The sequence below is a fragment of the Olsenella sp. An188 genome (assembly GCF_002160255.1).
Lineage (GTDB): Bacteria > Actinomycetota > Coriobacteriia > Coriobacteriales > Atopobiaceae > Thermophilibacter > Thermophilibacter avistercoris.
This window is the reverse complement of sequence record NZ_NFKF01000003.1, coordinates 83726-95916: the sequence shown is the minus strand read 5'-3', so window position 1 is coordinate 95916 and position 12191 is coordinate 83726. Positions and strand designations below refer to the sequence as shown.

The window sequence follows — 12191 nt, the reverse complement described above, 5'->3', positions numbered from 1 at the left end:
TAGGCACACAGTTTGGAGCGTCATGAAACCGCAGATAAGCTCGTTGTCGCGCGCAGGCAGGAAGGTCAAGGGCGCCGGCATCCCCCTCTCCGCGGCAATGATCCTGGTCACCCTGGGCGTCGTGTACGGGGACATCGGCACGAGCCCCATGTACACCCTGAAGGCGATCATCTCCGGCAACGGCGGGCTCGCCACGATGTCCGAGGACGTGGTCCTGGGGGCGCTCTCGCTCATCATCTGGACGCTCACCCTCATCACCACCGTCAAGTACGTGCTCGTGGCCATGAAGGCCGACAACCACAACGAGGGCGGCATCTTCGCGCTCTACAGCCTGGTCAAACGCTGCGGGCGCTGGCTCATCATCCCGGCCATGGTCGGAGGCGCGGCGCTTCTGGCCGACGGCATCCTCACCCCGGCCGTCACGGTGACCACAGCCATCGAGGGCCTGCGCACGGTCGACTTCTTCTATGGCCTCATCGGCGAGAACCAGCAGATCGTGGTGGCGATCGTCATCTGCATCCTGTGCGTGCTGTTCTTCGTGCAGAAGGCCGGCACCTCGCGCATCGGCAAGGCCTTCGGGCCCATCATGACGCTGTGGTTTGCGTTCCTGGCCGTGGCGGGCCTGCCGCACATCCTCGGCAACTTCGAGGTGCTGCGTGCGCTCAACCCCGTCCGCGGCATCGCGTTCCTCTTTGACGGCAACCTCAACGCCGCGGGCGTGATGGTGCTCGGCAACGTGTTCCTCTGCACCACCGGCGCCGAGGCCCTCTACTCCGACATGGGCCACGTGGGCAAGCCCAACATCTACGCCTCCTGGCCGTTCGTGAAGGTCTGCCTCATCCTCAACTACCTCGGCCAGGGCGCGTGGATCCTCGCCAGCAACGGCTCGGCCGAGCTCGCCGCCATCCCCGACCTCAACCCGTTCTTCCAGATGCTCCCGGAGCAGATCCGCATCTTCGCCGTCATGCTCTCCACCTTCGCGGCCATCATCGCCTCGCAGGCGCTCATCACCGGGTCGTTCTCCATCGTCTCCGAGGCGGTGCGCCTCGACCTCATGCCGCACATGCGCATCAACTACCCCTCGCAGACCAAGGGCCAGATCTACATCCCGATGGTCAACAACGTGATGTGGGTCGCCTGCATCTGCGTGGTCCTGCTCTTCCAGACCTCCGCCCACATGGAGGCCGCCTACGGCCTGGCCATCACCGTGACGATGCTCATGACGACGGTGCTGCTGTTCACCTACCTCTCCCGCATCCGCCACCAGGTCGCGCTCGCCATCCCCTTCGCGCTGTTCTTCGGCGCCATCGAGTTCATGTTCTTCTTCTCGAGCCTGACCAAGTTCTTCCACGGCGGCTACGTCACCGTGGTCATCGCCGCGGCCATCTTCCTGGTCATGTACGTGTGGCGCCGGGGCACCGCCATCGAGCGCACGCAGACGATGTACCTGCCCGTGAGCAAGTACCTCGACCAGATCTTCGACCTCAGCCACGACGAGGACTACCCCCTGCTCGCCGACAACCTCGTCTTCCTCACCAACGACTCGACCTTCGACAAGCTCGACCGCGACATCCTCTACTCGATCCTGGACAAGCAGCCCAAGCGCGCCAAGGCCTACTACTTCCTCAACGTCCAGGTGACCGACGAGCCCTTCACGCACGAGTACATCGTCGAGGACTACGGCACCGACTTCCTCTTCAAGATCCAGCTGCGCCTGGGCTTCAAGGTTAACCAGCGCGTGAACACCTACCTCTACCAGATCGTCGCCAACCTGGTGGAGCGCGGCCAGCTCGCGCCGCAGAACCACAAGTACTCGATCTACCTCGAGCCGAGCGTGGTCGGCGACTTCAAGTTCTGCCTGCTCAGGAAGACCCTCTCCCCCGAGACCGAGATCTCCGGCGTCAACCGCCGCTGCATGGAGCTCAAGTACTTCATCCGCAGCCTCTGCGGCTCGCCGGCGCGCTGGTACGGCCTCGAGAACTCGAGCCTGATCTTCGAGTACGTGCCGCTCTTCTCCAAGACCAAGCGCCAGCACAAGCTCGTCCGCATCGAGCTCGCCGACGCCGCGCGCGCCGTGGCGCAGACCAGCGCCGCCGAGGCCAAGGCGGAGGCCGAGGAGGACGAGGACATCTTCTCCGTGCGCATGCGCGAGGACCGCGAGCGCTCCGTGGAGGAGGCCAACAAGACCCTCGTGGGCGGCGACACGGCGAGCTTCCGCCCGCTGCGCCTCGACGAGGAGGAAGAGGACGAGGCCGAGCTTGAGGGCGACGGGGAGGAGCCGCAGGAGTAGCGTCCCGCTCGCTGTCAAAACGACGACGCGGCGAGAAGAACCTGGGGGTTCTTCTCGCCGCGTTTTGCGTTGGCAGGGAGGCGGCCGCCGGCTGCTAGCGCTCGTCCAGGGGCACGTACTCCCCGCCGTTGGGCATGACGGAGTTGTAGGCCGGGCGGATGATGCGGCCCGCGCCGTAGAGCTCCTCCATGCGGTGCGCGGTCCAGCCGGCGAGGCGCGCCATCGCGAAGATGGGCGTGAAGAGGTCCTGCGGGATGCCGAGCATCGAGTAGACGAAGCCGGTGTACATGTCGATGTTGGTGGAGATGGGCTTGGTGATGCCGCGGACGTCGCGCATGACCTGGGGGCCGAGCCGCTCGATGCTGGCGATGAGGTCGAGCTTGTCCACCTGGCCCTTCTGCTCGGCGAGCCGTCGCGCGTACTCGCGGATGATCTCGGCGCGCGGGTCGGTCTTGGTGTAGACCGCGTGGCCCAGGCCGTAGAGCAGCCCCGCGTGGTCGAAGGCCTCCTTGCGCAGGATCTTGCCGAGGTAGCCCGCCACCTCGTCGTCGTCCGACCAGTCGCGCACGTGGGCCGCCACGTCGTCGATCATGTCGCCGGCCTTGAAGTTGGCGCCGCCGTGCTTGGGGCCCTTGAGCGAGCCGATGGCCGCCGCGTAGGCGGAGTAGGCGTCGGTGCCGGAGGAGGAGAGCACGCGCGTGGTGAACGTGGAGTTGTTGCCGCCGCCGTGCTCGGCGTGCAGGATGAGCATGACGTCGAGCAGCATGGCCTCCTCGTGCGTGAAGCCCTCGTCCGAGCGCAGGACGTCGAGGACGGTCTCGGCCATCGAGTAGCCCTCGCGCACCGGAGGCACGAGCAGGCGCTCGTCGTTCTGCTCCGCCACGTGGGCGGCGTGCGCCACGGCGGCCGTGCGCGGCCAGCGGCCGAGCAGGGAGAGCGCCACGTCGATCTCGTGCGTGGGCGAGGTGTCGTCGGGGTTGGGGTCGAAGGCGTAGAGCAGAAGCGTCGCGCGCTGCAGCACGTTCATGATGGAGTGGCTGTAGGTCGCGCGCGGGAAGAGGCCGAAATAGCCCTCGGGCAGCTGCTTGCGCGCGTCGACGCGGGCGCGGAAGTCGTCGAGCTCGGCGCGCGTGGGCAGCTTGCCGGCGATGAGCAGGTACGCGACCTCCTCGTAGCCAAAGCGGTCCTCGGCCTGAGCGGCGCCGATGAGCTGGTCCACGCCGTAGCCGCGGTAGATGAGGCGGCCGTCGTCCGGCTCGATGCCGTGGTCGGTCCGGTTGTAGCCGTGGACGTTGGAGATCGTGGTGAGGCCCACGAGCACGCCCGAGCCGTCGGCGTTTCTCAGCCCGCGCTTGACGTCGTACTTGGCGTAGAGCTCGCTCTCCACCACGTCCACGTCCTCGTAGCCGTGGTAGAGGCCGTCGGAGACCGCGGGGAGCCCCAGGCCGACCGACGGCATGGGATAGGCGTCGGCCACGTGCTCGAAGGCCGGCGTGTCGTGCGGGGTGAGGATGGGCCAACCGCCCCCCTTGGGCATGCGAATCATGGATACCTCCTATGATCGGGGCGCGGGGCAAGCCCCGGCCGTCCTCGCGACTAGAGGCGGTACATGTACCTGAAGACCTCCTCGCGCTGCATGGTGATCTGAACGCCGAGGCTCTCGGAGAGGGCGTCGAGCGCCCCCTTGAGCTCGGAAAAGTCCGCGGAGCCCAGCTCAACGAGCATCGTCATCGTGAAGGTGCCCTGCAGGATGGTCTGCGAGATGTCGAGGATGTTGGCCTCGCGCTCGCTGAGCGCCCCCGCCACCGCGGCAACGATGCCCGGGCGGTCGCTTCCCAGCACGGTGATGATGGCGCGGCTCTCGACGGCCTCGGTCGTCTGCTGCTCGCTTGTCGCCATTGCTTCCTCCTTGGAATGGTGTCGTGAGCGTGAAACACCATTTTAAGGGGAGGACGCGGGACCACACAGCACCCACACGCATTGGCGTCAAAGCTGTAACGCTCGTCCGCCGGCGAGAAGGACCGCGGGGGCGGGCGGCGGGCGGAGTGGGGCTGTAGGCGCCTGCCGACACTTTTTGGGGTGAAAGTGTCGGTTCGCTCCTGCAATTGGGCAACTGTAGGCACCTGCCGTCACTTCTGACCGTAAAAGTGTCGGCAGGCGCCTACAGCCAGGCAGGCAGAATCGCTGAGCGCAGGCTCTTCTCGCCAGGGGCTAGTTCTGGCCGTCCTCGCCAAGACGCCGCTGGAAGAGGACGACCACGTCCTCCGGGGTGCAGTCGAGCGCGACGGCGAGCTCGGCGCAGGAGCGCTCGCTCGCCTCCTTGAGGATGCGCTCGTAGGCCACCGGCGGCTTCTTGTTGCGGGCCGAGAGGTCGGCTATGCGGGCGCGGAAGGTCTTGACGATGCGCACCGAGTCCAGGCACGAGCCCTGGCGCATCTCGTTTCTGTAGTGCTCCTCCTCGAGCGCGTTGTTGCGCGCCTGGAACTGCTCGACCTCGATGGCGGGGTAGCGCTCGATGATGTCCTCGGCCTCGGAGCGCGACAGGACGGGGCGCAGGCGCGCCTCGTTGGCAACGGGGAAGCTGATGTGCACGGGGTGGCGCTTGCCCACGGGGAGCAGCTGGTAGACCGCCCGTGGCCCCTCGGTCACATCCTCGACGCGGCACACACCCTGACCCGGATGGACGAGGTACTCCCCAATGGCATACATAGGCCACTCCTTTCACGTTTTCCAAGTATAGCACGTAAAAGGAGATTTTTATGCCGTTTACGGATGGAGTATTGAAAGCTTACGCAGCTCTCGATATTTTATTGCGTTTATGCGTTGGAGGCTTCCGTGTCCCGCTTAGGAAATCAGGGTTATGGCAGTCCGCGCGGCGAGCGTGCTTAGAAAGTCGGAGTTGTGGCAGCGCCGTCTCCCCACGCGGCGCATCTGGCGAGAAGAACCCCAGGCAGGGACGCTGTTCCGAGGTTCTTCTCGCCGCAGAGCGGGCCGCGGAGGGGGTGTGGGCTGCCACAACCCCGGATTCGTAAGCAGGCCAGGGGCGTCGGTTGCCATAACCCGGAATCCCTAAGCACGCGGGATGGCCCCGCGCCGGCCGGCCGCCTAGTCGACGATCGTGACGCTCGTGATGACGGGCTGGTCCTCGGGCGCGACGTACCCGCTCGCCTCGTCGGCCACCGTCACCTGCTCGCAGATGGCGTCGACGACCTCCATACCCGAGGTCACGGTGCCGAACGCGGCGTACTGGCCGTCGAGCGACGAGGTGGTCTCCTGCATGATGAAGAACTGCGAGCTGGCCGAGTCGTAGTCGCTCGAGCGCGCCATCGAGATCGTCCCGCGCACGTGGGGGATGTCGTTCTCGACCCCGTTGTCAGAGAACTCGCCCGTGATGGTCTGGCCAGATCCCCCCGTGCCGTCCCCGGACGGGTCGCCGCCCTGGATCATGAAGCCCGGCACCACGCGGTGGAAGGTCAGCCCGTCGTAGAAGCCCTCCTCGGCCAGGTGGCAGAAGTTTGAGACCGTGATGGGCGCCACGTTGGCGTTGAGGGAGACCTCGATGGTGCCGTAGCCCTCGACCTCGATGGTGGCGTGGTGGATGCCCGTGGCGTACGGGTCGTCCGGGTCAACCTCGGAGGTCGCCTCGGCAGAGGCGTCCTGCGAGGGGGCGTCGTCTGCCGCGGCGTCGGAGGGGGCGCCGGCGTCGCAGCCGACAAGGGACCAGACGACGCAGCACGCGAGCGCCGGGGCGGCCGCGGCGAGCAGGGCCCTTCGGGAGAGCGAGACGTGTCTCATGGGAGCTCCTTTTCGGACGGGCGCGCGCCGAGGCGGCGCGCGGACAGCGAGACGAGCGTGACGGCCGCCGCCGTGAGCGCGGCGGGCACGACCCAGCCGAGGCCGACCTCGGCAAGCGGCAGGAAGTCGAGGGGCAGCGGAAGGGCCGGGGCGAGGGCGTCGCGCAGGGCCTCGGAGGCGCTCACCGCGCAGGTGACGCCGACCGTCCAGGGCCAGACGGCGGGGACGGAGTCGCAGGCGCGCCGGGCCATGCCCATGACGACGAGCACGATGGCCGGCGGGTAGAGGGCGCCGAGCAGCGACGCGGAGAACGAGATGATCGCGTCGAGCCCGAGGTTGGAGACGGCGCAGGAGAACGCGGCGAAGGCGAGCGCCCACGCGCGGTACCCCACGCGGGGCAGCTCCCCGGCGAAGTAGGTACCGCAGCAGCTGATGAGGCCGATGCAGACGTTGAGGCACGCGAGCAGGAAGATCGCGGCCACCATGACCGTGCCGGCGGTGCCAAAGTGCAGCGTGGCCGACTCGGTGATGACCACCGCGCCGTTGCCGGCCCCCGCGAGCGCCGAGCTCAGCTCGAGGCCCACGGCGCAGAGGCCGCCGTAGACGGCCATCATGAGCACGCCGGCCACCGCGCCCGCGCGGCACACCTCGTACATGACGCCGCGCGGCTCCGTCACGCCGAGCGTGCGGACGTTCGAGGCTATGACCAGGCCGAAGGTGAGCGAGGCGAGAAGGTCCATCGTCTGGTAGCCGGTGAGGAAGCCCTGGACCGCGGCGTTGCCGTCGTAGGGCGCCACGGGCGCGGGGGCCGCGGGGGCGCCGGAGGCCAGCCCCCACGCCGCGGCGCCGACCACGGCCACGATGAGCAGGATGAGTGCCGGGCCGGTGACGCGGCCGAGCAGGCGCGTGAGGCGCCCCGGGCGCATGGCGAGCGCAAAGGCCACGACGAAGAACGCAACCGAGAAGCCCAGGCGCGCCGCGGGGACGCTAACCCCTCCCGGAAGCAGCGGCGCGAGCATCTCGAAGGCGGTCGAGGCCGTGCGCGGGATGGCGAGGCACGGGCCTATGGCCAGGTAGACCAGGGCCACGAAGGCGCGGGCAAAGACGGGGTTCACGCGCGAGGCGAGCTCGCGCAGGGTGCCCGAGAGCGCCACCGCCACGATGCCGAGCACCGGCAGCCCCACGCCCGCGGCAAAGAAGCCGAGAAGGGCGGGCAGGCTCTCGCTGCCGGCCTGCACGCCGAGCAGCGGCGGCAGGATGAGGTTGCCCGCACCGAAGAACATCGAGAAGAGCGTCACGCCCACGAAGAGCGACTGGCGCGCGCCGAGGCGCGCGACAGGGGTGGTCTCCGCCCCCGGCACTGCCGCGTCGTCGCGGCGTCCCGCAGGGGCGTCGCCACGCACCCCTCTCGCCTTGCTACTGGTCACAGCAGGACGTGACCCAGGCGATGAGGTTGGTCGTCGCGGACCCGGAGCGCTCGGCGAGGACGTGGCCCTGGCCCCAGACGGGCGTGTGGGCGACGTCGGCCACGCCGTCGTACTTGCGCAGGGCGAGCACGATGTTAGGGGCGGTGACGAGCGCGGCGTCGGTGTCGAAGAGGCCCTCGTTGATGCGCCAGTGCGGCGCCACGGAGGCCTGGCCGTAGCCCTCGTAGTGGCCGCTCAGCCAGTAGAGCGGGTTCATCATCGCGACGCGCGTGGCCATGTCGGTCTCGAGCGAGTCGACCTTCTCGAGGTCCCCCTGCCACGCGAGCTCGAACTCGTCGTCCCAGTCCTCGCAGGCGGAGTACGCGTCGAGGTTCTTCTCGACGAGGCCCGCCGCGACGGCGTCGAAGTGCAGGGTCGACTCCTCCCCGATGCCGAAGAGCTGGTTGGTCTTGGAGCTGCGGTCGGGCAGGTCGTAGGGGGAGGCGTCGAGGTCGGCCGGGCGCAGGTGCAAGACGAAGTCGCGCACGCTGGAGACCGAGACGCTCGCCGAGCTGTGGCTGTAGTTGATCCACCAGTTGTCCGCGTTGAGCGCGGCGAAGTAGCTCTGGGCGGACTCGTAGATCGTCGACTGGACCTGCGCCACGCCCGCGAGCGTCGAGGCGCCCGCGGCGTCCTCGGCGGCGGCGTCGGTCGCCGGCTCGCCCGCCTCGCCCTCGCCCGTGCCGTCGGCCGGGGCGGCGTCGCTCGTCGGGGCGCTCGCCGCGGCGTCGGCCTCGCGCGTCGCCGCGAGGTTGGGGTCGCCGGGGAAGGTCGGGTCCTCGAGGCGCTGGGGCGTGTAGGTGTAGGGGAAGGCCGTGTTCTGGACGAAGTAGGTGGCCGCCTCGTCGATGTTGGAGAGGAGCTCCGACGCGTAGGTGCCCATCGCGTAGGTGCCCGTCTCCGTCTCGTCGAGCGTGAGCTGCGCGTCGTCGGAGTCCCGCAGGTCCATCTCGTTGACCCACGCGCCGTAGGAGGCGGCGAGGTCCTGGGAGAGCAGGCGCGTCCAGGTGCCCTCCGCACGCGTGCCCTCGGCTGCGTACTGGCCCTGGGACCACTCGTAGGCGGCGTCGGCCATGTCGAAGGAGGTCACCGGGCACCACGAGGCGCTGCCGGCGATCGCGTCGGAGACCGTCACGCCCTGGGCGTCGTGCGTGATGGCGCCGATGGAGGAGAGGTAGGGGTCGAACAGCGTCGCGTCGCCCGAGGCGCCCATGACCGCGCTCACGCCGCCGCCCGCGGCGAAGCCGAAGACGAAGACGCGGCTCGCGTCGCACGGAAGGACCGAGGCGTTGTAGCGCAGGTAGCGCACCGCGGCCTTGAGGTCCACGACCGGCCACGGGGACCCGCCGGGATACAGCTCGCCGGTGCCCGAGGCGCTGTCGTAGCCCGCGGAGCGGCCGCGGAAGCCCGCGTAGACGTAGATGCAGCCCGCCTCCATGTAGGGCGCCAGGCCCTCGTAGTCGTAGGTCGTGGGGCTGGCCTGGGCGGCGAGGGTGCCGGTGTTGACGGGCATGAGCACGGGCGCCGTCGCGGCGGTGAAGGCGCCGACCACGGCCTTCTCGTTGACGGTGCAGGAGTAGGTGGAGCCGTTCGCCTCCGCCGTGAAGTAGGCACCCGGCACGAAGATGGCGAGCGACTCGTAGGCCGCGGTCGCCGGGCTCTTGCAGTAGGTCAGGCCGAGCTGGTAGTAGACGTCGTTCTTCTCGTCGTAGCGCCAGGCCGACGTGTCGAGCGCGAGCGACTCGAACTCGGCGAGGTCGACGGAGGGGTCCGGCTCGACCTGGTCCTCGGCGGGCGTCTGCGGCGTCTCACGCGAGGGGGTGCAGCCGGTGATTCCGGCGACGGCCCCCACGGACGCCAGCGCGAGAAACTCTCTTCTTGTCCAGCCCATCGTGCCTCCCTGAGCATGACGCGATACGTGATGCGAGCGCGGCGCGGCGCGCGTGGCCCGGCGGCGCGGGTATTATTGTACGCAACGGGAGGGGCGCGGGCCGCCAGCGGCGGGCGCGACCATCATATCCGGACAGCCCGGGGCGGGAGGCTCCATGTTTGGCTTCAGGAAGCGAGAGGACGCCCCGTCGGGCGCAGCCCCCGAGCTGCCCCCCGACGCCCGGAGGCTGCGCCTGCGGTTCGTGGGCCAGGTGCAGGGCGTGGGGTTTCGCTGGACGTCGCTCGGGGTGGCGCGCGAGCTGGGGCTCACGGGCTGGGTGAGAAACGAGCCCGACGGCTCGGTCAGGGCGGAGATACAGGGCTCGGCCGCGCACGTGGGGGCGTTCTTCTCGCGCATGCTCGACGCCTACCGGCGCCACCCCATCAGCTACGTGGTCGACGAGCGGGAGGACGTCGCGCTCGTTCCGGGCGAGACGGACTTCGAGGTGCGCTACTAGGGAGGGGCCAAGCGCCCGCGAAAGGAAAACCCCCGAGCCGCTGTGCGACTCGGGGGCCTCATTTACTGGTGGCGGGGAAGGGAGTCGAACCCCTGACACGGGGATTTTCAGTCCCCTGCTCTACCAACTGAGCTACCCAGCCATTTGGTGCAGGGATTACTATATCAAACCCGCCGGCGGTGTCAAAGACTTTTTTGGGGTGGCGAGAAAAGCCTGGTGGGACTAGAAGGCGCCCCCACCGCCGCCACCGCCGAAGCCGCCGCCACCGCCGCCGGAGAAGCCGCCCCCGCCTCCGCTCCCGGAGCTGAAGTCCGACCCCGCCGTCGCCGCGACGGACACGTGGTGGGCCGACTCGAGATGCTCTCCCAGCGAGTCGATCGGCGCCCGGACGCCGCGGCCGCCCCAGTAGAGCCAGCCGTACGTAGCCATGACGCCGGGGTCGTCGAGCACCTCGGGGCACGCGACGCTCAGCTGCTTGATGACCTGCTCGGACACGCCGAGCACCACCGCCATGACGAGCAGCCTGTTCCAGAGCGCCACGTCGCCGGGTACGGCCTCCTCGAGGCGCGTGAAGTCGCGCAGCCAGCGCTCGAGCGCCTCGAGCTTGGCCTGGACCTCCACCGCCTCTCGACTGAGCTCCCGCATCGAACCTCTCGCAAAGAACGCCCCCGCGGCGCAGGCGAGGAGAAGCACGAGCACGGGAAGCGTCACCTCGATCGGCGCCTCCATGACGAGGAGCGCCGCCATGAGGCCGAGCGCCCCCGCGACGCACGCCACGGCCAGGCCGGCGAGCAGCCCCCTTCCCCGAACCCGGTCCTCCTTGTCCGAGAAGCGCGTGAGACAGCGCCCCTCGATGAGGTTCTGCCAGGACTCGTACGCCTCGGCGTAGCGCTCCGGATGCTCCTTGGCGCACTCGTCTATCTGCGAGAACAGCAGCTCGCTGGGAGCCTCCTCCCCCTTCTTCTTCCCCGCGACCTTGTTGAAGAGCAGCCACAGGGTCTTCTCGTCCACGCTGCGCGCCGCCTTCTCGACGCGGCCCTTCACCTCGCTGGCGGGAGGGACGTCCCTCAGCCTGGTCAGGCGATAGTCCTCTTCCTCCTTCTCCCTCAGCAGGGTCTTGCGGCGCCTGGTCACCCGGTCGAGCCTGACGTAGCCGGTGTCGGTGAGGCGCATGAGGGTCGCCGTGAGCTCCTTGCCCTCTGCCTTGCCCCCGTTGTAGAGCGCACCGAGGATGGCGGGGTGATCGGAGGTCGGGACGTCGCGGAAGTAGGTGTCCTGGAACCGGGGCCTGAAGTCGCGCCGATAGCGCGCGACGCACCACACCGACGCGACGACCGTGCCCAGGACGAGCAGGACGCCCACCCCGATGGCGCCAAAGTACAGGACCCGCGCCTGGGAGCGCCGGGCGTTCGCCTCGTCGGCCCACTGCTGCTCCTGCGACAAGATCGTGGGGAGCTGCTCGCCCGGGGTCTCCTCGAGCCCCGACAGCCAGGCCGCGGGGAAGGTGACGCGCATCTCCGCGAACTCGTCGGTGCCCACGCCGGGCGCCTCGAACACCACGTCCGCGCCGTCAAAGCGCACCGTGGCGTCGAGCGGGCCGTGCCCCCAGGCGCGCACGTTGTCTCCCGCGCCGACCGACTCCCCCTCGGGGACCGGCAGGACCAAGCGGCAGGTGACGTTGTTCGACGCGACGTCCCACCCGTCCGAGACGAACTTCCAGTAGAGCTCGCCGGTGTCCTGCCAGCGCGTGACGATCCCCGTGGCATCGTAGGCGATGGCGAAGGTCACCGACTCGTCCTCGTGGGCCGAGTAGATCTTGACCCTCGTCACCCCCGAGCCGTCGCCCGTGACCTCGTAGGTGCCGTCGAGGCCCGCCGCGGACTCCTCGAAGGCGTCGAGCTCCCCCGAGACGAGCTCGCCGGCGGAGCGGACGCTCACCTCGACGTCGCGGCCGTTGCTCGAGTTGAGCCCGGTGGGGAGCTCCCAGTACACACCGTTGAAGCTGCCGTCGAACTCGAAGGTCCGGCTCTCGACGACGCTCAGGGTCCCGTCGGGGCTGACCGTGGCGACGATGTCGACGTCGCTCACCTCGTAGTCCCGCGCGTAGGCGGGCGAGGCGGGCAGGGCGAGACCCGCCGCGAGGGCGACGAGCAGGGCGAGGCCGAGCAGGAGCGCGCGGCGCGGCAGCGGGTGGCTTGTGGTCATGGTGTCTCCAGCCATGGGTGGGCTCACGTGCTGCCGCAAGCATAGCAG

At 69.0% G+C, this 12191-nt stretch carries 9 protein-coding genes and 1 tRNA gene; 2 read left to right on the top strand and 8 right to left on the bottom strand.

The genetic code is table 11. The features are described from left to right. The first annotated feature begins 22 nt into the window (after positions 1-22). A complete protein-coding gene (locus tag B5F23_RS04485) occupies positions 23-2290 on the top strand; it encodes a KUP/HAK/KT family potassium transporter (protein ID WP_087352206.1) in 2268 nt (755 codons plus the stop codon). Positions 2291-2384: 94 nt separating this feature from the next. On the opposite strand, the gene B5F23_RS04480 is transcribed toward B5F23_RS04485, so the two are convergent. From B5F23_RS04480 to B5F23_RS04455, 6 genes are all read right to left on the bottom strand, one after another. Then, the gene (locus tag B5F23_RS04480; RefSeq protein ID WP_241145796.1) at positions 2385-3836 is read right to left on the bottom strand and encodes a citrate synthase; all 1452 of its coding nucleotides are present in this window, start codon (positions 3834-3836) and stop codon (positions 2385-2387) included. A gap of 50 nt (positions 3837-3886) precedes the next feature. Further along, entirely contained in the window at positions 3887-4189 is a 303-nt protein-coding gene (locus B5F23_RS04475; protein ID WP_087352204.1) for an ACT domain-containing protein, read from the bottom strand. A 312-nt stretch (positions 4190-4501) separates the two neighbouring features. Then, entirely contained in the window at positions 4502-4999 is a 498-nt protein-coding gene (locus B5F23_RS04470; RefSeq protein ID WP_087352202.1) for a CarD family transcriptional regulator, read from the bottom strand. A 396-nt stretch (positions 5000-5395) separates the two neighbouring features. Beyond that, positions 5396-6085 (bottom strand): peptidylprolyl isomerase, encoded by a 690-nt coding sequence (locus tag B5F23_RS04465; protein ID WP_087352200.1) that lies wholly within the window; start codon positions 6083-6085, stop codon positions 5396-5398. Next, positions 6082-7488: a branched-chain amino acid transport system II carrier protein gene (brnQ, locus tag B5F23_RS04460; RefSeq protein WP_241145795.1), complete on the bottom strand. Its 1407-nt coding sequence runs from the start codon at positions 7486-7488 to the stop codon at positions 6082-6084. The genes B5F23_RS04465 and brnQ overlap by 4 nt, the downstream gene beginning before the upstream one ends. Positions 7489-7501: 13 nt before the next feature. Beyond that, positions 7502-9442, bottom strand: a complete 1941-nt coding sequence (locus B5F23_RS04455) for a subtype A tannase (RefSeq protein WP_087352199.1) — start codon at positions 9440-9442, stop codon at positions 7502-7504. A 154-nt stretch (positions 9443-9596) separates the two neighbouring features. On the opposite strand from B5F23_RS04455, the gene B5F23_RS04450 reads away from it, so the two are divergent. Beyond that, on the top strand, positions 9597-9938 hold the full coding sequence (locus tag B5F23_RS04450; RefSeq protein WP_087352197.1) for an acylphosphatase: 342 nt from the start codon (positions 9597-9599) through the stop codon (positions 9936-9938). Between the two features lie 66 nt (positions 9939-10004). Here the strand turns inward: B5F23_RS04450 and B5F23_RS04445 are convergent. Both B5F23_RS04445 and B5F23_RS04440 read right to left on the bottom strand, forming a co-directional pair. Continuing rightward, a tRNA-Phe gene (locus B5F23_RS04445) sits at positions 10005-10080 on the bottom strand. A gap of 80 nt (positions 10081-10160) precedes the next feature. Beyond that, positions 10161-12143, bottom strand: a complete 1983-nt coding sequence (locus B5F23_RS04440) for a DUF2207 domain-containing protein (protein ID WP_158096119.1) — start codon at positions 12141-12143, stop codon at positions 10161-10163. Positions 12144-12191 lie beyond the last annotated feature (48 nt).

Excerpts from the sequence above, each read along its gene's own strand:
- B5F23_RS04485 (WP_087352206.1), top strand. The coding sequence starts at position 23 with ATGAAACCGCAGATAAGCTCGTTGTCGCGCGCAGGCAGGAAGGTCAAG.
- B5F23_RS04480 (WP_241145796.1), bottom strand. The coding sequence starts at position 3,836 with ATGATTCGCATGCCCAAGGGGGGCGGTTGGCCCATCCTCACCCCGCAC.
- B5F23_RS04475 (WP_087352204.1), bottom strand. The coding sequence starts at position 4,189 with ATGGCGACAAGCGAGCAGCAGACGACCGAGGCCGTCGAGAGCCGCGCC.
- B5F23_RS04470 (WP_087352202.1), bottom strand. The coding sequence starts at position 4,999 with ATGTATGCCATTGGGGAGTACCTCGTCCATCCGGGTCAGGGTGTGTGC.
- B5F23_RS04465 (WP_087352200.1), bottom strand. The coding sequence starts at position 6,085 with ATGAGACACGTCTCGCTCTCCCGAAGGGCCCTGCTCGCCGCGGCCGCC.
- B5F23_RS04455 (WP_087352199.1), bottom strand. The coding sequence starts at position 9,442 with ATGGGCTGGACAAGAAGAGAGTTTCTCGCGCTGGCGTCCGTGGGGGCC.
- B5F23_RS04450 (WP_087352197.1), top strand. The coding sequence starts at position 9,597 with ATGTTTGGCTTCAGGAAGCGAGAGGACGCCCCGTCGGGCGCAGCCCCC.
- B5F23_RS04440 (WP_158096119.1), bottom strand. The coding sequence starts at position 12,143 with ATGACCACAAGCCACCCGCTGCCGCGCCGCGCGCTCCTGCTCGGCCTC.